This is a genomic window from Paenibacillus polymyxa M1, from assembly GCF_000237325.1.
In the GTDB taxonomy this organism is placed as follows: Bacteria; Bacillota; Bacilli; order Paenibacillales; family Paenibacillaceae; genus Paenibacillus; species Paenibacillus polymyxa_C.
The window spans coordinates 1,106,034-1,130,488 of record NC_017542.1 but is presented as its reverse complement, the minus strand read 5'-3'; the positions used below and the strand labels follow the sequence as shown (position 1 = coordinate 1,130,488).

Annotated in this window: 6 protein-coding genes; 3 read left to right on the top strand and 3 right to left on the bottom strand. The window is 43.9% G+C overall.

All coding sequences use genetic code 11. The annotated features are described in order from the left end of the window. Positions 1-131: 131 nt before the first annotated feature. Genes PPM_RS04880 through PPM_RS04870 form a run of 3 tightly spaced genes read left to right on the top strand, consistent with a single transcriptional unit; the run spans position 132 to position 2,709 of the window. Positions 132-1,043 carry an ABC transporter ATP-binding protein gene (locus PPM_RS04880; RefSeq protein ID WP_043885883.1) on the top strand — a complete coding sequence of 304 codons (912 nt, stop codon included), beginning with the start codon at positions 132-134 and terminating at the stop codon, positions 1,041-1,043. Continuing rightward, on the top strand, positions 1,040-1,975 hold the full coding sequence (locus PPM_RS04875) for an ABC transporter permease (RefSeq protein ID WP_013369613.1): 936 nt from the start codon (positions 1,040-1,042) through the stop codon (positions 1,973-1,975). The genes PPM_RS04880 and PPM_RS04875 overlap by 4 nt, the downstream gene beginning before the upstream one ends. Positions 1,976-2,010: 35 nt before the next feature. After that, the gene (locus tag PPM_RS04870) at positions 2,011-2,709 is read left to right on the top strand and encodes a DUF4097 family beta strand repeat-containing protein (protein WP_013369612.1); all 699 of its coding nucleotides are present in this window, start codon (positions 2,011-2,013) and stop codon (positions 2,707-2,709) included. Positions 2,710-2,790: 81 nt separating this feature from the next. Here PPM_RS04870 and PPM_RS04865 read toward each other — a convergent pair whose 3' ends face one another. The 3 genes from PPM_RS04865 to PPM_RS04855 are packed head-to-tail and all read right to left on the bottom strand — an operon-like array spanning position 2,791 to position 24,447. Further along, entirely contained in the window at positions 2,791-4,098 is a 1,308-nt protein-coding gene (locus PPM_RS04865; protein ID WP_013369611.1) for an MFS transporter, read from the bottom strand. 29 nt (positions 4,099-4,127) lie between these two features. Continuing rightward, the gene (locus tag PPM_RS04860) at positions 4,128-16,670 is read right to left on the bottom strand and encodes a non-ribosomal peptide synthetase (protein ID WP_013369610.1); all 12,543 of its coding nucleotides are present in this window, start codon (positions 16,668-16,670) and stop codon (positions 4,128-4,130) included. Between the two features lie 10 nt (positions 16,671-16,680). Beyond that, complete coding sequence (locus tag PPM_RS04855) at positions 16,681-24,447, bottom strand: non-ribosomal peptide synthetase (RefSeq protein WP_014599510.1); 7,767 nt, start codon at positions 24,445-24,447, stop codon at positions 16,681-16,683. Positions 24,448-24,455 lie beyond the last annotated feature (8 nt).

The following is a 24,455-nucleotide window of genomic DNA, read 5'->3' as shown; positions in this document are numbered from 1 at the left end:
TTCTTAAATTAAGGTAATTTTTTCAATCTTTTCACATCATAACAAGGTCATGACATTTTGTCACTAGGGAGTATGACTGCACTCCTGATACTTTATAGACAATCAAACTGCTGGCGGGGAGGGAATCGTTGTTGTCACTATTACAGATTCGTAATTTAAGTAAAAAGATTGGGAAGAGAACCATTGTTGAAGGATTGTCCTTGGATGTGAAGGCGGGAGAAATCATGGGTCTTGTTGGCCCAAATGGAGCGGGCAAGACGACCACTATTCGGATGATCGTAGGTTTAAGTTCAAAATCAGGAGGCCAGGTATTTATCCACGGCCAAGATATCGATCGCTCCTTCGAAAAGGCAATGAGACATGTAGGGGTTATCGTCGAAAATCCTGATCTGTACAAATATCTATCCGGCTATGACAATCTGATTCATTTCTCAAGAATGTCTCCAGGGGTTTCTTCGGAACGTATCCAGGAAGTAATCTCGCTCGTTGGACTTGAGGACAGCATTGATAAGAAAGTGGGAACTTATTCTCTTGGCATGAAGCAGCGACTGGGATTAGCCGTTGTACTGGCCCATAAACCTTCCTTACTTGTGCTTGACGAGCCTACCAATGGTTTAGACCCAGCAGGAATAAGAGAGCTTCGGGAACATTTAATCAATCTGTCTCAAAAAGAAGGCGTTGGTGTTCTTATTTCTAGCCATCTTATGGCTGAAATGGAACTGATGTGTGATCAGGTAGCGATTTTAAATAAGGGAAAACTGATTGGTATCCATAATGTAGCTGAGATGATGGATAATCGGCTTGCTCCTGTTCGGTTTGAAGTAGATAGACCCGAATTGGCTCTTCCGGTATTCCAGTCCATGCTGGCGGGGAAAGAAATTATTGCAGATCAACAAACTCTACAAGTTGACATTACAAAGGATCAAATTCCGGGTATTACAAAAAAACTTATGGATACGGGGGTGAACATATACAGCGTTCAGATCACGAAACCGACACTAGAGGATAAATTTATTGAAATCACAGGGGGAATTGAAAAGTGATTCAGTTAATTCGCAATGAAAACATGAAGATTTATAAGCGTAAACGTACCTGGTTTATCATCATACTGCTTATTTTGTATGTATTAATCCAGATGGCCAATTTAAAAAGTTCTGGTATGACTGAGTACAATGAAGGCTGGAAAACACTTTTACAGCATGAAAATTCGAAGCTAACGAGAGATGCAGCAAAGTCAGACGCTCTACCCATTGAGAAAAAAATGGCAGCAGAAAAAATTTTGATGAATCAGTATTATTTGGACCATAACATCGCTCCTCAATCCAATGCTTGGAGTTTTACAGTGAGTCAATCCAGAAATTTAATTGTAGGTATCTCTCTTTTAGCTCTTATCGTGGCTGGCGATATTGTAGCCTCTGAGTTTTCTGCCGGTACAATCAAATTTTTACTGACACGTTCAGCTACACGCTCGAAAATTTATTTTTCTAAATATATTGCAACTCTCTTGTTTGGGCTATTTTTGGTTCTGCTCACTTTTCTGGCTGCCATATTTTTCGGCGGTTTAATGTTTGGCTTTAAGGGGATCGGCGATCCCTACTTATTCGTCAAGGATCAAACCATTCAGCAGGCAGATATGATTCAAGCCTTGTTAGGTGGGTTTTTATTTAATATACCTTTTATGGTTATCGTGTTGACATTTGCATTTATGATTTCTGCAGCATTTCGCAGTGTTACATTTTCTATTGTATTCTCTATGCTGGCAGCTATAGCAGGATTCGTCTTGAGTATCACCATGAATGGATGGCCTTGGACAAAATATTTTGTGTTTTCCAGCACAGATCTCAATCCTTATTTTTTTGGAACGACGCCAGTGGAAGGAATGACCCTGGGCTTCTCACTGTTCCTCCTTCTACTTCATCTGGTCGCTATGCATCTCGTTTCATATCCTATTTTTACAAAACGGGATGTAATCTAAATCTATACTAACTATTCTGAAATGGAGTGATTGAAATGAAATGGTTCACTACTTTAGTGATGATCTCAATGTTACTGTTAACTGCGGCCTGTTCATCCAAACCTGCAACATCTTTAAACAAGGAACTTGAACTATCATCTGCCGGTATTTCCAGCTTGGTTTTAGATAATAGCAACGGTCAAATTGAAGTTGTCGGAAAAAACAATACAGATAAAATACAAGCCAGTGTCGTTGCTAATGGCAGCAACATGGATAAGCTAAAATTAAGTCTGGAGGGAAAAGATGGTGTAGCTACGCTTAATACTTTTTTCGAGGGCCAATTCATGTCCACTGGTCCCCAAACGGTTGATGTCAAGCTCACCATTCCGGAACAATTGAAACTAGAAATTAAACATCCGCATAGAGATGGAGATATTCAAGTAACGAATTTAGCCTCGGATGTAAGCATTGAAAATGTGAATGGTAATATCACACTTAAAGAAATCGGTGGAGCCATTGATTTAACCAACAGAGATGGGGGAATTACTATTCAAAATAGCTCATCCGATGTCAATATTGAGAATGTAAACGGACATATTCAAGCAGATAAAATAGGGGGTACTGCATATATTGAGTTAGGTGACGGCTCTCTGGATATTGATCAAGTTGCAAAAGATGTTGTCATTATTCAGAGCGGCAATGGAAAAGTAAGCATCGGTGATGTGAAGGGGAAAGTAACTCAAAGCAAAAAATAACTGAAAGACCAAAAGGCCAACTTAAGTTGGCCTTTCCATTAACATCAGGTCCTTCAATCACATCATAAGCAGAAATTCAGTTTATAATGCTGATACCCGTTCTTTTTCACCTACGCTATTAAGGACTGGTTCGGCATTTTGACTGAAAAAGTTACGTAATTCTTTGTTCTTATGAGCCATGATACCCATCACCAGAGCAACTATCCCCGAAGCCAGAGGAAGGTATACCCAATGGATTCTATCCAATAGTATTCCGTACAACCCGATTCCGAGCGGAGTTGCTAGCATAGTGATCGAGCTGATTACACCAAACACCCCGGCTCTGATATGTTCTGGAGTATACAGTTGCACATAAGATATCATGGGGACATTGCTCATCGAATTAAAAAATCCGGTTACTGCCAAAATCATAATGAAGATGAACGTCATCTGTATCAGGCTTCCTGCTGTTGAGGGAAACAATAATGGGAAACACCATGTTAAGAATAAGATGGCTTGAAGCTGAAACAGGATAAATATTTTGGTAATAACAAATTGATGTACTTTCCGACGTGAAACCACAATGGCTCCTGCAATGACTCCTACGAACCAGGCTCCTTGAATAACAGACAGTTGCTGAGCTGAAAGTTGAAGTTCCTGATAAGTCACATACGGCAGTACAACCTGAATTAATGGAGCGAGCATAAAATTGATGCCAACAAAGATGAAAAGTAAATACATGATGGCTTTTTGCTTGTTTATATACGCAAACACGTCTTTTACGCTGTCTAAATAACTTGAGGATACCGTTTGTTCATCAGATTTCCTGAATTGTAACCATAGTTGCATTAATCCAGCCGAAATAAATGTTATTCCGTTAATCATTACAATCGTTTCCAAGCCCCAAGCTCGATAAGTAATTGCACCCAGGATCGGGCCAAGTACATTTATGATTGCTCCTATGCTTTGATAAGAAGAGTTTGCGCTATGAACTTTTTCTCTTTCCACTAAGTTAGGAATTGACGCATTCAGCGTTAGGAACGTAAATGATTGAATTAAGCTTAATATAACGGAAAACACGGCAAGCAACATAACATTGGTTGAGTCCAACAAGAAAATGGGTAAAAAAATTAGTAGCGCTATGCCGCTTAATATTTCGGTTATGACAAGCACTTTTTTCTTATTACTCCGGTCTATAACTACACCTGCAAAAATATTGACAAATACTCCGGGCAGAATGGACAAGCCTAACACCATTGAAAATACAGTGGCTGATCCGGTGATGTCCAAAATATATAGACTTAAAGCAAACTTAAAAATCGAACTTCCTAGCTCGGATATAAGCCTGGTCACAGAAAAAATAAATAGATTCCGGCGAGCATAAAACGAGAATTCCTTTGGCTGATTCATGAGATCCCCCTATTCGGTTAGGGCAAGAGTTACAGAACGGTTGCCCAGCGTCTTTCCAATTGCTCCAAGGCACTTTGTAAATGATTCCGTACTATACTTTCGTCTTCTGAAAAAGGTAGAGTTAGTGCCATAAACAGATTAGACTCGCTATCATGCCAAACTTCGCATAAGATTCGTGATCTTCCTTCAACATTGACATTACCCATATCCACCGTTTGTAGGAGTTGATGCTCACTTCTCAGCTCACCAAGGAAATTAAATACAATTGGCATTCTATCCAAAGCCTGCTGCAAGTATCCTCCAGATAAAGGATAATCGTTCTGTACATCCGGGTTATACATTAAGTTAGCAAAGCTGATATTATGTTCAGCTGCCCATTGAACACTTTGACGAACCTGCTGTTCTAGAGATACCAGGTTTTGGTCTAAATTTGTTAGTATCGGAATATGATCCACAAATTCACCAATAACATCATAGTAACGCTTCTCTCCAAAGCTTCGGCCATACTGCGTTACCCAAATGGGTACCTGACTAAGCTCGAAATACATTTTACAAAAAGCAGTAAACGTAAAGAATGCGATCTCCCAATGACTAGTGTTGTCCAAGTGAACTGCTCTCTCGGAAGATTTTAAATCCCACATAACGGTTGTGTGCCCTTCAAGTACTGCTTTTTGATCGACAAAATTGGTTATACGACCCATTGCACGATCAAACTTATCTAGACTATAGGCAGTTACTAGTTCCAGATCGTCAACACCCTGAGGTCCTTCCATAATATGAGCTGTAAAATCAGAGTAACGATTTTTGCTCCCTTCAGGCGTTTCCTTTCCAGCTCGAACACATTCATAATAAGTGTTGAACTGATGCTTAATAATCTCACTGCTCATAAAGTCAAAGATCGAGTGCGAAAAAGGTAATATAAGCAGGTAGTCTTTCAGATTCTTTTTCACAATCAATATCCGATATAAGAGTGAATTGCTCAATTCATGCTTTTTGTAAAAATAAGGCCAGATGATATTATTCAGAATCACTTGCTGTGTATCTTCGTCATACATAGAGATATCCACCAGTGGTACAGGAAGATGATCCGGTGCTTTCCTTACTTGCCATTGCAATTCTCCGTTTTCTTCACACAGCGTACTTCTCATCAAATCTTGATCTCGAATAATCTGCAGAATCGCTTCTCCCACATACTCCATGTTCATATGTTTTTCTAGCGGAATAATCGTGCCAGAAATATCACTGTGTTGGAGATGGTAGCGTTGTGTTGGAGAAACTGGCAGTCTCTCGATCACTCCTGGGCTTAGAATAGCTTTGGAGAAAATGTCCAAATCATTGTCAATTCTTTCTGTCCATATGCTCTTAATGTCTTCAAGATTGACCTTTTCTAGTCTCAGGGTTTCTTCTCCATGCCAAGTGATGTAATGAGGCTGGATCGATTCATCGCAATTCATGTCCAACAGTTCCATAATCTCTTTTTCGAAAGAAATGGCTCCCTCTTCTAAATGCAGAACAATATAAGATTTTCCATTGAATTGCTCTTGTTGTATCCAACCCTTAACGTTCAGCTTTTGATGCAGCAACGCTATAATCTGATCAAATTGTTGGGCAAGTGCAGAATGTTTCTCTTCCATTCTTTCCACATGTAGTGCCAACTCTCTGACCGTAGGGTATTGATAGATACTGCTCAACCGTAATTCACTACTCAAAATCCCTTGTAACCTGGATGCAAGCTGAATAGCCGTTAAAGAATGTCCTCCCAGCTCAAAGAAGTTATCGTCGATACCCACATGTTCAACACCGAGTACACTCATCCAGATCTCAACTAATTCCTTTTCCAGCTCACTGCTAGGCTCTACATATTCCGTTTCGGTACCAAACTCCAGCTCAATTTCTAATAGCATACGACGATTAATCTTACCACTCGACGTGAGCGGCATCTGATCCAAGAATACAAAATAAGCTGGAATCATATACTCTGGAACTGAGACAGATAGATTTTGTCGCAACATTGCCGTTGTCACATGAGGTTCGGCAACAAGATACGCACCCAAACTAGGCGTCCCCGTTCGGTCATCAGCACGGGCAAGCACTGCCGCTGCCCGAACTCCATCATGTGCAAGCAAAGCCGCCTCAATCTCACCCAGTTCGATCCGATACCCGCGGATTTTCACCTGATGATCGATTCTGCCCATATATTCGATATTTCCATCCGGCAACCATCTGGCCAGATCTCCTGTTCGGTACATCCGTTCTCCCGGCTCGTATGGATCTTCTACGAATTTCTCTTCCGTCAATTCCTCCCGGTTGACATATCCTCGCGCTACACAGTCGCCCCCAATATGCAGTTCCCCCGGTATCCCTATCGGTTGCAAACGGTCCTTCTTGTCCAAAACGTACAATTTTACGTTATCAATCGGCTTCCCGATCGGAATGCTCTCCGGTTCATGCTCGGCAGGACAGTCATAATACGCCACCTCCACGGTCGCTTCCGTTGGGCCATACAGATTATGCAGCGTGGCACCGCCGCCTCCTATCAGGCGGTTAAACCGACGAACATGCTCTGTCATCAGCGCTTCTCCGCTGGCAAATACACGTCTTACACTGTGCATTTTCCCCGCAGCTCCGCTGTGTTCCATGTATTCCAGAAACGCTCCCAGCATCGACGGCACGAAATGCAATGCCGTTACCCGGTTAGCCTCAACCGTTTCAGCTATTGTTGCCGGGTCCTTCTCTCCTCCTGGCTCCAAAAAGCATACCGTTGCCCCTTGGATGGCCCACGAGAATAATTCCCACAACGATACATCAAAGGTATACGGTGTCTTTTGCAGGATCACATCCTCCGCTCCAAACGGAATCCGCTTTTGCATCCAGTGCAGACGATTGATCAGCGAGGCGTGCTCAATCATGACTCCTTTGGGCTTACCCGTAGATCCCGAGGTGTAAATCACATATACCAAATCCGTCGAGCGATTGATCGATTCCGGATTCTTTTCTCTTCCTGTTTGCTCCTTTTCCTGTACCAGCAAATCTTCGATAGCGATCAGTTCCCGGGTTCTTCCATGACAGCGAAGCTGCTCCGCTAACTCTTGCTGGGTCAATAAAATGGATGCTCCACTGTCCTCCAGCATGAACGCCAGTCGTTCTTCAGGGTCCTCTGGATTCAACGGCAGATACGCTCCACCTGCTTTCAAGATTCCTAGTAGTCCGATAATCATCTCCAACGATCGGTGAACCGCGATCCCCACCACACGATCAGGTCCTACTCCTTTTTCCCGCAGCACATGAGCCAACCGATTCGCTTGGGCATTCAGCTCCCGATACGTTAACTGCCGTCCTTTGTAAAGGGCTGCCGGATGTTCCGGTGTTCGCTCCACCTGCTCCTCAAACAATTGATGGATTGTCTTCTCTCGCGGATAGATCGCCGTAGTATTGTTAAATTCATTCAAAATCACTTCTTTCTCTGATAAAGAAGTTACTTCAATTGAGGATATACTCATCTCCGGATTATCCACGATTTGTCGGACTACGCCATTTAAATGATTTTTTATACGTTCCACAAATTCTCTACTTAAGGTATCAGCGTTGTACAGAAATTTAATGTTCAGTTCTTCTTTCAGGGAAACAATAAGATTAAAGTCATAGTTTGTCTGTTCATAAAAGGCCATATCTCGCACGTGAATTTTCAGATTGTGCTTCTGCAGCGCCTCTTCTTCGCCATACTCAGGGTAATTTTCAAACACAATAATATGATCTAACAGGCTTTGCTTCAGTGTAGATATGGATTGAATGTCTGCTAACGATGTGTACTCATACTTAACCGATTCAATGGAGCTTTGTTGAGCTCTCTTGGCCATTTCAATGAAGCTTTCATTCTCCTCGCCATAAATTCGCACGGGAATCGTATTAATGAAAATACCTACCATGCTCTCAATGTCCGGGATTACTGGCGGTCGCCCTGAAACGACTGCTCCAAATACTACATCGTTGGTATTGTTATATCTTTGAAGCAAGGCCCCCCATATGGATTGGAACAATGTGTTGACCGTAATCCGATTATGAGATGCAATCTCTGTTAATCGTCGTGTCAGTGTTTGGTCTAACGAAAATTCCAGCTGACTCGTCTGGTAACCACTTTCTTTAGCCTGCAATTTGGACGTCTTTGGTATAACTGCACATTGCGTATATCCATCCAAAGCCTGTTTCCAATATTGCATGGACTCCTCTTTGTCCTGCTTTTCCAGCCAACGAATATAAGTTGAATAAGCAGGGGCTGTTTCAGACTTAAGCGGTCTACCATCTTTCAATTCTAGATACATGCTCATAAAATCGTGGTAGACAATTCCTACGCACCATCCATCCATAATCATATGATGGAAGGTCCACATCATAAGGAACTTATCAGGAGTTGTTTTTAATACATTTATACGTATTAGTGCCTCATTGGATAAATCAAATCCACGCAGAAGATCTTGTTTTTTGTAATCCTCTAGATAAGCATTAATTTCTTGCTCATTCATCCCGGTAAGGTCATAAAACCGAAACTCTGTATGTTGATGTTTACGCACAATTTGCCGAGGTTCATGTATACCGGTAAACACAAAATTCGTACGCAATACTTCATATTTTGCCAACAATTCTTGAAAACTCTGTTCCAGAAGCTCCTGCTGTAGTTCACCTTCCATTTCAATCGCGACTTGTTCCACATAAGCTGTAGTTTCCGGCTCCATCATGTAATGGAACAGCATTCCCTGCTGCATAGGTGTTAACGGGTAAATATGCTCTACCTGTTCAGTCCCACCAAACTGTGTGAGAATCTGATCTAATTCAGGAATAGAGAGAGTATGGTCTTGGTAATCAGATGGTGTGAGAACCTTCTGTGAAATGCTTGTACAGTGATTAATTAACATTTTTAAATGCTCTATATACATAAGGGATAATTGTTTAATAGCATTGTCTTCATGCTCGCCGCGAATATATCCAAATTCAAGTAACAGTTGGTCTTGGGAAACAATACTGTTGATGTCCAGTGTAAAATGGCTTTCTGCCCCTTCACCAACAGAACGTCCCGGAGATAACGGTGACGATTCAAAGCTTCCCTCTTGCGTACCATCCATAAATTGTCCCAGATAATTAAAACTGATTTGTGGCTGTATGTTAAAATCTAAATCTTGAATATGCTCCACATCGGTCAAATACTTCAGAACTCCGTATCCAATCCCTCGATTAGGGATATGCCGAATCATTTCCTTAGTTCGCCGAATAACAGATGAAATATCTTCACTATCCCTCATATCCAGCACAACAGGAAACATCGAAGTAAACCAGCCTATGGTTCGAGTAACATCAATCTCCTCCATAATCTCTTCCCTGCCATGTCCTTCAAGATTAATAGCGAAGATTTTACTACCCGCCCATTGCTTAATAGCCAATCCAAGTGCTGATAACAATAAGTCATTAATTTCGGTATTATAGGCCTGATGAGCAGTTCCAAGCAGTAGCTGTGTATCTTGCTTGTCCAACCGGACAGCTATACTCGTTCTTTCTTTTTTCACTCCACCCTCTTCAGTAACTGCTCTCTTCTGAGGAAATGGAGGCTCACATTGAACACCTTCAATTTGCTGCCAATATGCCTTCTCCTTTAGTAAAGCCCGACTATTCGAATACTCTGCAAGCCGGTCAGACCAATACTGAAAAGAGTCCGTTTTATCCGGCAAAGTGATAGTCTCACCTTGTAATGCCTGGGTATATGCGCTCTCCAAATCCTCTAATAAGATTCGCCAGGAGACTCCATCAATAACTAAATGGTGAATAGCAATCAGCAAATGCTGACCTTGATCTGTTTGGAACAAGCCAACCCGGATAATCTCGCCTGCTCTTAAGTCCATGGTAGCCTGTAGCCGACTAGCCTCTTCCTCAATCTTGCTTTCAGCATCGTTATTTCCTTGTAGATTATAAATATTTAAATGAAGAGGCTTTAACTGCGTTTCCATATGGTATTGGCAAACAGAACTCTGACCGATCTCATACACCATTCGTAGGGCATCATGGTGAATAATAATATTCTCCAAAGCAGTTTTTAGGGCTTCTTCATCAAACACACCACTAGTAAACAACATAACCGCTTGATTAAAATGGTTCCGATCATCCTGTACATTTTCGAAGAACCATTTTTGGATTGGAGTTAGCTGTACCTCACCTGTTACCGCCTTCTGGTCAATGATTCTGGAACGACGTTGGACATATGGTGCTACTTGCTGAACAGTAGGGTGCTGAAATATGTCCTTCATATCCAGCTTTAATCCCTCTTGACTCAACCTTGCGATAACTTGAATGGCCTTAATAGAGTCTCCTCCAAGGTCAAAAAAACTGTGACTAATTCCAATTCCCTCTTGTCCCAGTACGCCTTCCCAAATTTTGATCAACTTCTCTTCCGTAGGGCTTGTCGGTGGTTCATACAGCGTGCTTAAGTCTAAGTTGATATGAGGCTCTGGCAATTTCTTCTGATCCACCTTGCCATTAGCGTTCAGCGGCAAACTGTCTAGCAGTATTAAGCTGGATGGCAACATGTAATCTGGTAAATACTTCGCCAAGTAACGGCGAATAGCTGAAGTATTTAATTCCCCGTCTGTCACCATATATGCAGAAATACGATTTTGGCCGGATTGATCCGGTTTAGCTACAACTATTGCCTCTTTAATGCGTTCATGGGATAGTAGTTGATTTTCAATTTCTCCAAGCTCTATACGGAACCCCCTAATTTTCACCAGATGATCTTGGCGGCCTACAAATTCAATATTTCCATTGGGAAGCCATTTTGCAATGTCACCTGTTTTGTACATTTTCTCGCCTGGATTAAATGGATTGTCTATAAACTTTTCTTTTGTAAAATCAGGTAGGTTCAAATAGCCCCGGGAAAGTGCATCGCCTGCTATACAAAGCTCTCCCGGAATACCAATAGGCTGCAATTTAAGATTTTTATCCAGAATATACACAGTAGTACCTGTAATCGGGGCTCCAATCGGAATTGTACCTTTCCGTTCATGAATCTGATCTACACCATAACAGGTAGCAAAGACCGTGCTTTCGGTAGGACCGTACATATGCAGCATTTTATGGGGTCCGATATGTTCAAACAACTTACTCACATGCGGAAGTGAAACCCGCTCTCCACCAAAAAGTACTTTGCGAATTGTAGTAAAACATTCAATATTGGTTTCTATCAACGTGTTAAACAAGGCGGTAGTAATAAAAAATACCGAGACATTTTCATTTCGAATTAAGAAAGACAGTTTTTCTGGATTCAGCATATTCTCTTTACGTAAGAGAACCAGCTTAGAACCATTGACCAGAGCGCCGAATATATCGAAGACTGACCCATCAAAGGCATAGTTAGATAACTGCAAGAGAATATCCTGTTCTGTAAGATCGATATAATTGGAGTTTTTAATCAATCTTCCCACGTTATAATGCATGGTCAGATTCCCTTTTGGTTTACCTGTTGAGCCAGAGGTATATAGCACATATGCCAAATCATCCGGTTCATTCACATAAGGTAAGTTACTAGAATCTGAATCCTTAACGATCATATCGAGCTGATCCAAATCAAGGATTTCCCCTGCAAATCCATCTGCTCCTGCCTCTTTTATGAAAGTTGATTCAGTCAGAACATGATGGGAAGCCAATAATAGTGTTATCTTGCAATCGTATAGCATCAGACTAATTCGCTCCGCAGGATAATCTGGTGCCAGAGGAACATATGCACCCCCAGCCTTTAAAATCCCTAGGATTCCGACTATCATTTCAAAAGATCGCTCTACCATAATGCCAACAAGCGTATTGGCCTGTACTCCTTTTTCTCTAAGCACTCTGGCAAGCTGATTCGCTTTATCGTTTAACTCGCTGTAAGTCCATTGTTGTTCCTCGAACGATACTGCGACACGCTCCGGCGTCTTCGCTACCTGCTCTTCAAAGAGCTGATGCAGCAATTTTCGGTTCTCTTTCTCGTTAGAAGCGGGTACCGTATTAAATTTCGTTAACAGGATCTCTTCTTCGGATGCAGTTACCATGTTTACGTCGCTAATCCGGAGATCCGCAGAGTCCACAATAGTCTGCAAAATCTGCAAATAATGCTTCGACATTCTCTCAATACTTTCTTTGTGAAACAGCTTGTTACAATAATCAATTCGAAAAAAGAGTCCCTCTTGATCCGCTTCTGCTGTTAACGTTAAATCAACTTTGGCTATGCCAGCTTCAACAGAATACGGTGATATGGATATCCCGTCAGCTTGCAGGCTTACCGAATCGGTATTTTCTAGAGAGAACATCGTATCAAACAGAGGATTTCGGCTTAAATCCCTGTGAAGTTCGAGCTTATCTACAAGATCTTCTATTGGATAATCCTGATGTTCGAAAGCTTCCAGGCTGCTTCTTTGCACCTCCAGTAAAAATTGCTTGAGCGTTTTGTCAGCAGCTGGACGGTTGCGCAGCACTAGTGTGTTAACGAACATCCCCATAATATTTTCTAAATCTGTATGATTACGACCTGCTATTGGAGACCCTACCACGATATCTTCCTGGCCTGAATACTTATGCAGCAACACGTTGTAAGCCGATAGCAGTACCATAAATAAAGTGGTCCGATTTGCTGCAACAAATTGCTGTAGACTTTCACGAAGTGTCTTGTCAGCTTGAAAAGAATACCGGTCACCTTCAAAGCTTTGTACTTGAGGCCTCGTGAAATCAGTTGGTAGATTAAGGACAGGAAGCTCATCCGAAAACAAGTCTAACCAGTACTGTTCCTGCTTCATCAAGTGTCCTTCTTTGATCCACTCACTGTTCCAAACGGCGTAGTCTTTATATTGAATACGCAATGGTGGCAGCGAGTTCCCGTGATACAATGTCGTGAAATCATTAGCCAAAACGCTCATGGAAACGCCATCTGCAACAATATGGTGCATATCTACCATCAAAATATGCCTATTGTCCGAAATACGCACCAGCTTCGCCCGCAATAATGGAGCCTGACCTAAGTTAAACGGTCTTACGAACGATTTGAATATCGCTTGAATCTGTTTGTCCTGTGCTTCTATTTCGATATCATCAGCCTGTTGGAAACTTAGTTGAAATGGAACCTCACTATGAATTTTTTGTACTGGCTCCTCTGTGCCCCACTCAAATGATGTCCGCAATGCCTCATGCCTATCTATTAGATCCCTGAACACTCGCTCCAGCCGCTGGATGTCCAGTTCTCCCTCCATCAGTAAGGCAAAGGGCATATTGTATGCTGTTTCTGCTCCTTCAAACTGATGTAAAATCATTTGTCTCTTTTGAACGGATGTCACTGGATAAGAATCGCGTAGCTCGGCAGGAGCAATATCCATCATCGTCCCAGCTGCAACCTCTGGTCCGCAGATCAAAACACTCATTTCTTCGATGGTCGGATGTGCAAAAATATCACGGAGTGGAATTTCAACTTGCAGCAACTTATTGATTCGAGACATAAGTCGAGTCGCCGTTAGTGAATGTCCACCCAGTTCAAAAAAGTTGTCATGTATACCGATGGAGGATATGTCCAGCAACTTCTCCCAAATCTCGGCTAGTTTTCTTTCCGTTTCGTTTCTTGGTGCAACATAGCTGGTGGCTCGCATCCCATGATCTGGTTCGGGTAGCGCTTTACGGTTAACCTTGCCACTGGACAGGTGCGGCATAACATCTAGCCGAACGAAATGACTTGGCACCATGTAATCCGGTATGAGTGCCTTCAAGTGCGCCCTTAAAATAGATGTGTTCAAACCTTCTCCGCTTTCGAAATATGCGCATAAATATTTACCACCATCTCGATCATCAAGGGCAAGTACTGTAGCCGCCTTGACACCTTCGTACGCGAGTAAGACCGCTTCAATCTCACCCAGTTCGATCCGGTAGCCCCGAATTTTCACCTGATGGTCGATCCGACCCATATATTCAATGTTTCCATCCGGCAGCCATCTCGCCAAGTCTCCCGTTCGGTACATCCGTCCCCCTGCTGCATAAGGGTCCGCTACGAATTTCTCCTCCGTCAGTTCTTTCCGATTCACATATCCCCGGGCTACGCAGTCCCCTCCAATGTGCAGCTCGCCCGGTACACCTATCGGCTGCAATCGGTCTTTACGGTCCAAAATATACAATTTCACATTATCAATCGGCTTCCCGATCGGAATGCTCTCTGGTTCCTGCTCGGCAGGACAGTCGTAATACGCCACCTCTACCGTTGCCTCTGTCGGTCCATACAGGTTGTGTAGCGTGGCTCCTTCGGCTCCCAGCAAACGGTTAAACCGGCGGACATGTTCTGTCATCAGCGCTTCCCCGCTGGCAAATACTCGCCGGACACTGCGCATTTTCCTAGCGGCTCCGCTGTGCTCGATGTACTCCAGGAATGCTCCCAGCATGGATGGTACAAAATGGATCGCTGTTACCCCGTTGGCCTTCACCGTTTCGGCTATCGTTGCCGGGTCTTTCTCGCCTCCCGGCTCCAGAAAGCATACCGTCGCTCCCTGAATCGCCCACGAAAACAGCTCCCACAACGATACGTCAAAGGTGTAAGGCGTTTTTTGCAGGATCACATCCTCCGCTCCAAACGGAATTCGTTTTTCCATCCAGTGCAGACGGTTGATCAGCGATGCGTGCTCAATCATGACCCCCTTCGGCTTGCCGGTGGAGCCTGACGTATAAATCACGTACACCAAATCGGTTGAGCAGTTAACGGGTTCCGGGTTCTTCTCGCACTCTTCTCCTGTAAGCTCCATCCCCTCCATCAGCAGATCTTCGATAGCGATCAGCTCGCGATTGGCTCCATGCGGATGAAGGCGGTCCAACTGATCCCGCTGGGTCAGCAGGATAGATGCCCCGCTATCCTCCAGCATGAATCCGAGCCGTTCTTCCGGGTCCTCTGGATGTAGCGGCAGATACGCCCCGCCTGCCTTCAAAATCCCCAGCAGGCCGACAATCATCTCCAGCGATCGATGTACTGCGATGCCCACCATCTGGTCGGGCCCGATCCCTTTCGTCCGCAGGACGTGAGCCACCCGATTCGCTTGGGCATTCAGCTCCCGGTACGTCAATTGCCGCTCTTTGTAACGGGCTGCCGGATGTTCCGGTGTTCGCTCTACCTGCTCCTCAAACAATTGATGAATCGTCTTCTCCCTTGGATAAGGCGCAGCCGTCCCGTTGAATTTCTTCAAAATCAATTCTTTTTCTTCTGGCAGAATAATATCTATTTCGTTCAAAACAACATCAGCAGATGAAACCACAGTGCGGGCGATTTCTTCAACGTGTCGACCTAATCGATCTATATATGCTGGTTCGTATAATAGACCGTTATAGCTGAATTTCATCCGCAGTTTCTCACCGGGAACAACGTTAAGATTGAAGGAATAATTAGTTTGTTCAAAGCCAGCCATCTCCAAAACCGCTAAACTGTTTTCGTCCGCGTGATCGGAGGCTTCCTCCATACCCGGGAAGTTTTCAAAGGCCAAAATATGGTGTATCAGATTACTCTTCAACAAACTCCCCACCTGAATATCAGCAAGAGGCACATAATGGTGCTCTCCCGCCTCCATAACCGAATGTTGTACATGCTGGACGAATTCCGAAAAAGCAAGATGATCCTCTTCACTTGATATACGCACTGGAATAGTATTGATAAATAGGCCCACCATATTTTCTGCTCCCGGAATATCTGACGGACGACCGGAAACGACAGAGCCAAATACCACGTCGCGGGTGTTGTTGTATTTCATCAATAGCAGACCCCAGATGGAGTGAAACATTGTACTCAAAGTAACCTTGAGTTCTTTGGCCAGTGATTCCAACTGACCTGTTAATTGCGAATCAAAGCTAAAGATTTGCTGCTGTGGATCGTAATCAACGTGGCTCCCTTTACCACTCGTAGGCAAGATGCTTTGCTGTTCAAAACCATCCAAATATCGCTCCCAAAACATAAGCGCTGTATCTGTATCCTGCTTGTCCAGCCATTTGAGGTATTTTTCATAAGAAGGAGCTTCACCTAGCTGAACTGGCTCATTTTTTTTCAATGATGTGTAGATCTGGAACCATTCTTTCAGAACGATTTCTAAGCACCATCCATCCATAATGATGTGATGGAAGCTAACGATCAGCTTGTATACATCAGACGCACACTGCAATATGGAGACCCGGAATAACTCATCCCGGGTGATATCAAATCCGTTGGCCTTATCACGTTGAACAAACTGTTCTATATAGGCCACCTGGTCAGATTGCGTTAGTGAAGAAATGTCTTCAAAGTGAATGGATGGATGCTTCTGCCGGAATACGATCAATTTAGGCTCTTCAATATTGACGTGAAAAACATTGCTGCGCAATATCTCATGGCGCTCAAATAGAACAGAAAGACTTCGGTCCAGAAGCTCTACCTTGAGTAAGCCGTTCAGGGTAAGACTCACTTGTTCAAAATAGGCGTACGAAGTTTGATCTAGCAGGCTATGGAACAAGATTCCTTGTTGCATCGGAGTTAATCGGAATATACTTTGAATTTGCAGATCTTTACTCATAATCCACCGCCTAGGAAGATGTATTATTTTTATAGTAGGCCATAATCTCATCCAAATCGTTAATTGAAAGATTCTCATCGCTCACATCTGCGGGAGTCCATTCCTTCTCCTTCTTTTCAGAGCAATGCTCGATAATTTCTAGCAAACGACTTTGCAAGAAATTTCCCAATTTTTGAATACTCGATTCAGCATATTCACGACTGCTGTACTCAATCCCGAGGGTTAATATCCCCTGTTCGATACTGCCATTAATATCAAGCACAAATGGTGTCTCGGTCTCCTCACTTACTGTTCGACCCGCAGAATACTTTGATTCGACAAATAAAGGCGCAACGGAGCCTGAATCAATCTGGCCGTGATAATTAAAGCGAATTTCAGGTGCAAAATGTCCCTGGCTAGTACTTTTCAAATCGTGTAGGGTCATATATTCCAGAATTCCGAAGTCAATGCCCTTATTAGGAACACGTCGCAACGCTTCCTTGGTCAGCTTAATTTGGTAAGCTAAATCGGTATTATGCTTCATATCCAGATGAATAGGATACATCGTAGTAAACCAGCCGACCGTTCTGGTTATATCTATATCATCAAAAATCTGTTCCCGTCCGTGCCCTTCCAACAAAATGGTAAATTCGTCATCATCAGTCCAGTCTCTCAATGCCAGCCCAAAGGCTGTCAACAGTAGATCGTTTACATTCGTACTATAAGCCTTGTGTACATCCTTCTGTAGACGATCTGTTTGTTGCTTGGAAAGCCTTACGTTGCAGATTTCCAGGTCTTTCCCTCTTCTGTCAGCGGCCGGATAGTCTTTATGAAGCGGTTTACTGGCATGACGGATTACATTCTCCCAATAACGTTTGTAACGAGCTGGACGCCCACCCTTTGCATCATCACCAAGGCGATGGGTCCAATCCTTCCATGAATGGGTCTTCGCCTGAAAGAGGATTTCTTCATTATTAAGTGCCTGCATATACCCCTGCTCCAAATCTTCCAATAGAATTCTCCAAGAAACTCCATCTACCACCAAATGATGAATCGCGAGTAGTAAGTGATCACCTTGAGCGGTGTGAAACAACCCCGCTTGCACAAGCGGACCGTTTTCTAAATTCATGCGCCGCTGAATCGCTTCGCTGAGGGTCTGGATTGCTTCTTCAATGGATGACTCATGGCTTACATCCAGAGCAGTAAGAGCATATGCCTTTCGATTCGTACCATGAATGATGGGAATAATTTTGTCCTGATTCGCTGTATATGTCATTCGTAAGGCATCATGATGCTCAGTCAGCTTACACAACACCTGATCGACCAGTTCTTCCTTCCACCCATTTTGGCTATACAACATAACAGCCTGGTTCCAATAGTTGGATTCCGTGAACTTTTGCTCAAAAAACCATCGTTGGATAGGGGATAGCTCAGCCTCTCCTTCAATAATCCCTTGCTCGGCTTGAACACTGACTGCTCTTAGATCTGCAGTCAGGCTACCTATCGTTTGGTGACGGAAAAGGTCCTTAATTTCCATGCGATATCCGTGCTTGCTTAGACGTGTGGAAATTTGAATAGCTTTAATCGAATCCCCGCCCAATTCAAAAAAGTTATGATTCGTTCCGATAGGAGCATAGCCAAGAACCTCTTGCCAGATTTCCGCCACCAACGTTTCAACCTTATTGGATGGAGGAATATAATCTACCTCAATCGACAGACTGTGATCAGGCTCAGGCAATGCTTTTCTGTCGATCTTACCGCTCGATAGATAAGGCATAGCTTCCATAGATACGATATAAGCAGGCACCATATACTCGGGAAGGACTTCTTTAATACGAGCCTTTAATGCTTGTACATTGAATTCCTGGGCATGTTCAACATAGGCGCATAAATAACTTCCCCCAGAACGGTCATCACGAGCAAGCACTACTGCCGTCTGTACCCCTTCGTAGGCCAGTATTGCCGCTTCAATCTCACCCAGTTCGATCCGGTAGCCCCGAATTTTCACCTGATGGTCGATCCGACCCATATATTCAATGTTTCCATCCGGTAGCCACCTCGCCAAGTCTCCCGTCCGGTACATCCGTCCCCCTGCCGCATAGGGGTCCGCTACGAACTTCTCCTCCGTCAGTTCTTTCCGATTCACATATCCTCGGGCTACGCAGTCCCCTCCAATGTGCAGCTCGCCCGGTACACCTATCGGCTGCAATCGGTCTTTATGGTCCAAAATATACAATTTTACGTTATCAATCGGCTTCCCAATCGGAATGCTCTCTGGTTCCTGCTCGGCAGGACAGTCGTAATACGCCACCTCTACCGTTGCCTCTGTCGGTCCATACAGGTTGTGCAGCGTAGCTCCTTCGGCTCCCAGCAAACGGGTAAACCGGCGGACATGTTCTGTCATCAGCGCTTCCCCGCTGGCAAATACTCGCCGGACACTACGCATTTTTCCGGCGGCTCCGCTATGCTCGATATACTCCAGGAATGCTCCCAGCATGGATGGCACAAAATGGATCGCTGTTACCCCGTTGGCTTCCACCGTTTCAGCTATCGTTGCCGGGTCTTTCTCGCCTCCCGGCTCCAAAAAGCATACTGTCGATCCCTGAATCGCCCATGAGAACAGCTCCCACAACGATACGTCAAAGGTGTATGGCGTTTTTTGCAGGATCACATCCTCTGCTCCAAACGGAATTCGTTTTTCCATCCAGTGCAGACGGTTGATCAGTGAAGCGTGCTCAATCATGACACCCTTCGGCTTGCCGGTGGAGCCTGACGTATAGATCACGTACACCAAATCGGTTGAGCGGTTAACAGATTCCGGGTTCTTCTCGCATTCTTCTCCTGTAAGCTCCATCCCCTCCATCAGCAGATCTTCGATAGCGATCAGCTCGCGATTGGCTCCGTGCGGACGAAGGCGGTCCAACTGATCCCGCTGGGTCAGCAGGATAGATGCCCCGCTATCCTCCAGCATGAATCCCAGCCGTTCTTCCGGGTCCTCTGGATGTAGCGGCAGATACGCCCCGCCTGCCTTCAAAATCCCCAGCAGGCCGACGATCATCTCCAGCGATCGATGAACTGCGATGCCCACCATCTGGTCGGGCCCGATCCCTTTCTTCCGCAGGACGTGAGCCACCCGATTCGCTTGGGCATTCAGCTCCCGGTACGTCAATTGCCGATCTTTGTATAGGGCTGCCGGATGTTCCGGTGTTCGCTCCACCTGCTCCTCAAACAATTGATGAATCGTCTTCTCCCTTGGATAAGGCGCAGCCGTCCCGTTGAATTTCTTCAAAATTAATTCTTTTTCTACCGCTGTTAACAAATCGGTATCACCTATGGTTTGTGTGCTATTAGCTACAAACGACCTTAGCACCACCACCATATGATCCAAGAAGCGTTCGACAGTGTCCTTTTGGAACAAAGCACTGTTATACTCCAAATTCAAATGAAGGTAGCTGCCTGTTTCTTCCGCACTCAAGGTTAAATCAAATCGGGATACACCTGGATTGAACGGAAACGGTTTGAATTCCAACCCACTAGATTGTAGCGGCTGTCCTTTTGTATTTTGCATGACAAACATGGTGTCGAAGATCGGGCTTCGGCTCACATCTCTCCGCAGCGCAAGCTTTTCGACCAATTGCTCAAAGGGATATTCCTGATGCTCAAAAGCAGATAAAACCGTTTCCTTAACTTCGTCCAGAAAAGCTGAAAGACTCTTCTCCGCTGAAGGGCTAGTACGCAGTGCCAACGTATTGACAAACATGCCGACGATCTTTTCCGTATCTGGATGTCTTCTCCCAGCAACCGGTGTACCGATGACAATGTCGTCTTGTCGTGCATGCTTGGACAAAACAACGTTATATACAGCCAGTAAAATCATGAACAATGTACTTTGAGTTTCAGCTGCAAGTTTGTGAAGTGGCTCTGTTATATCATCGCCCAGGATTCGGGATACTGTGTTACCTTCATAGCTTTGAATAGACGGTCTTGGGAAATCCGTTGGTAGCTCCAGTACAGGCGGCTCATGTTTAAAGAGATCCAGCCAGTAGGATTCCTGCTCTTTAATAAATCCATAATTTATTTGCTCATTATGCCAGTTAGCATAATCTTTGTACTGAACGGATAGAGGCGGAAGCGCCTGTCCATCATATGCTTTTACAAATTCATCCATAATAATAGACATAGAAACGCCGTCCGAAATAATATGGTGTAAATCAACCAGCAGCATATTTTTGTTCTCTGCCAACGGGATCAGCTCGCCTCTTAATAAAGGGGCACGACTCAGGTCAAACGGTTGGACGAATTCACTTAGCACCGTTTCTATATGCTGTTCCTCTGAATCCTCTTTGCTGGTCAGACTATGAATTTTCAACTCAAATTCTACTTCGTCATGTACGCTTTGAACCGGCTCTCCGTTGATCCATGAGAAAGAAGTGCGCAATGCTTCATGCCTGTGAATCAGAGTGTTGAAAGCCATTTTCAACCGTTCCTGATCCAGATGGCCTTGAACGAGCATGACAGAAGGCATATTGTAAACCAGTTCCGCTCCTTCAAGTTGATGCAATATCATCTGACGTCTTTGCGAGGAGGAAACTGGATAATAGGTTTGATCAGAAAGTAGAGCAATTTCAGTAAATGTACCTGCCCCTCTCCCGATTGTACGTTCAATGAGTTTGCTCATGCTTTCCACAGTTGGGTACTCAAATATTTCACGCATAGGCAACTCGACCTGGAATTCTCGAATAATTTTTCCGATCAGTATTGTAGCCTTCAGCGAATGTCCACCCAGTTCAAAAAAATGGCTGTGTATACCTATGGGGCTCACATGCAGAATATCCTCCCACAAACGTACTAGACGAGTTTCTGTATCTGTACGAGGAGCTACAACCCCCTGCTCCCGAATCACATGATGGGGCTCAGGAAGCGCTCCTCGGTTCACCTTTCCATTAGGCGTAAGAGGTATCGTAGCCATCTGTATCAGATGAGCAGGTACCATATACAAGGGCAGAGACGCTTTCAAAAAAGATCGTATTTCCTGTGTTAAGAGTTCATGGTCCGAAACAATATAAGCGCATAAATACGTTTCGTCCTCTTGGTCTTTTCTAGATAGAACAACGGCTTCTCTGATGTCATGATGAGAGAGCAGGACCTTTTCAATTTCTCCAGTCTCAATACGATATCCACGGATTTTCACCTGGTGGTCTGTTCTTCCGAGATACTCCACATTGCCGTCGGGGAGCCACTTTGCCAAGTCCCCTGTCTTATACATGCGCTCTCCGAAAACGAAGGGACTATCCGTGAATCTTTCGTCCGTTAGATCGGGTTGATTAATGTAGCCTAGGGCTACTCCTGTGCCAGCAATATGAAGTTCCCCCGGAATACCAACAGGAAGCAGTCTCCTCTCCTGATCCAAAATGTACAACCGGGTATTGTCAATAGGCTTACCAATTGGAATACTCTGCAAATCATCTCCGTCCGGGCAATCAAACCATGTTGCATCCACTGTTGCCTCCGTTGGTCCGTATAAATTATGCAGAGTTGTGCCATTCGGCTTTCGAAGCAGAGTATTAAACCGTCTGGCTTGCTTTACTGTTAGTGCCTCCCCGCTAGCGAAAACTCGTTTAATACTGCTGAGTTTCCCCTCTGCTTGGTGCTGCTCAACATACTCCAAAAAAACAGACAACATGGAAGGCACAAAATGAAGGGTTGTAATTTTCTGTTCTGCCACCGTGTCCACCAGTAGCTTGGGATCCTTCTCCCCATCAGGCGGAAGAAAGTAGACTGAAGCTCCGGCTATAGCCCACCAAAATAGTTCCCATACAGAAACATCAAAGGTGTAAGGCGTTTTCTGTAAAATGATATCGTCCACACCAATCGGATACTTTTTTTGCATCCAATGAAGCCGATTCACTATAGAGGTGTGACGAATCATAACTCCTTTAGGCTTACCTGTAGAACCGGATGTATAAATTACGTAAGCTAAATCTTCCGGCCCACTGTAAGGTTCAAGATTAGTTTTTTCAGTTGGCCAGTCTGCTCCGATCGCAAGCACGCTGATATTCGGTGAAATATCCTTTAATGTAGATTGGATTTCCTGTTGCACCAGCAAGATGGAAGCGCCGCTGTTACCCGCTATATATTGAATTCGCTCCAGAGGATCCTCTGGATTGATTGGCAAGTAAGCTCCCCCTGCCTTAAGAATAGCCATGATCCCGACTAACATCTCCGGTGAGCGATAGGCTGCAATCCCAACAATCTGGCCGGTTTGCATCCCTTTCATCCTCAAGACGCGAGCCAAACGGTTAGCCCGTTCGTTCAATTCCAGATAAGTTAGCCGCTCATCAGCGAATGCTGCTGCCAAACGATTCGGCGTCAGTGCCACCTGCTCTTCGAATAGCTGTTGAATCGTTTGACTTTGAGGATATAAGGCATCTGTATCATTAAAATCTCGCAGGATTCTGTGTTTTTCCTCGCCAGAAAGCAAATCAATATCATCCACATTCATATGCGGATTAGAAACTACCTGTTCAGCTATTTGTTTTAGGTGCAGTTCAATTCTTTCAATATCTGAAGCTTGATAAGCAATACTGTTATAGCCAAACTTAACTTTCAATTCTTTACCAGGAATGACTCCAATATTAAAATCATAATTCGTTTGCTCAAAGCCCTCGGTTTCCACAATTGAAACAAGCTGTTCTCCTTCACCACCAGCAAGCTCTTCAGTAATTGGATAGTTCTCGAACGCTATGATATGGTGGATCAAGCTTTTACCCAGTGGGGTTAGCATCTGAATATCAGCCAAGGATAGAAAATGGTACTTCCCCGATTCCATCATATTCTGCTGAAATTGCTTGATTATCTGGGAAAATGTTTGTGCTTCTTTATGACAAATACGTACAGGAATCGTATTAATAAATAATCCAACCATTTTCTCCGAGCCTTCCAGCTCAGCTGGACGGCCGGAAACAACGGAACCAAATACCACATCTTTGGTGTTATTGTATCTTTGCAGCAACAGACCCCATATCCCATGAAATACAGAACTTAAGGTTACCTGATTTTGTTGTGCTATCATTTCCAAACCACGGGTTAACTGCTCGTCCAAGGTAAAAATATGGTTGTTCAGCTTGTAGCTTCCATCCTCAGTTGACTTACTGCTAAGAGGTAAGCCACTTTGCTCTTCCACACCTGATAATTGTTGTTCCCAATAAGCAAGAGCTGTCTTCTTATTTTGCTGCCCTAACCAACTGATATACCGGCTATATGGAAATACTGCGTCCAATTCTGGCTTCTTCCCGAGGGAATAAGCTCTGTAAATTTGGAACAGATCCTTCGCAATTGTACCAATACACCAGCCATCCATAATGATGTGATGAAAGCTTAGAACCATTTTGCAGCTTGTATCACTTAATGCAAGAACACTTATCCGAATAAGGAGATCCTTTTCCAGATCAAAACGCATTTTCCGATCATTAATCGTAAAATTATCAACATATAAACGTTGTTCTGCTTCATTTAATTCCGTAATGTCTCTATAATCAATCGTTGCCTCTTTATTAGCCAGCACGACTTGTAACGGTTGGTCTGTTTCTTTATAAACAAACACAGTCCGTAACACATCATAACGGTCAATTAGGGTTTGGAAGCTTTCATTCAGCGTCTCTGCATTCAACCGTTCATTTAAGGTAATGACCGTTTGATCAAAATATGCTTCTGAGTGCTCGTCTAAAATGGAGTGATATAGAAGCCCCTCCTGCATGGGTGTCAATGGATAAATGTTTTGAATGAGTGCGTTTCTCATACGGCTCA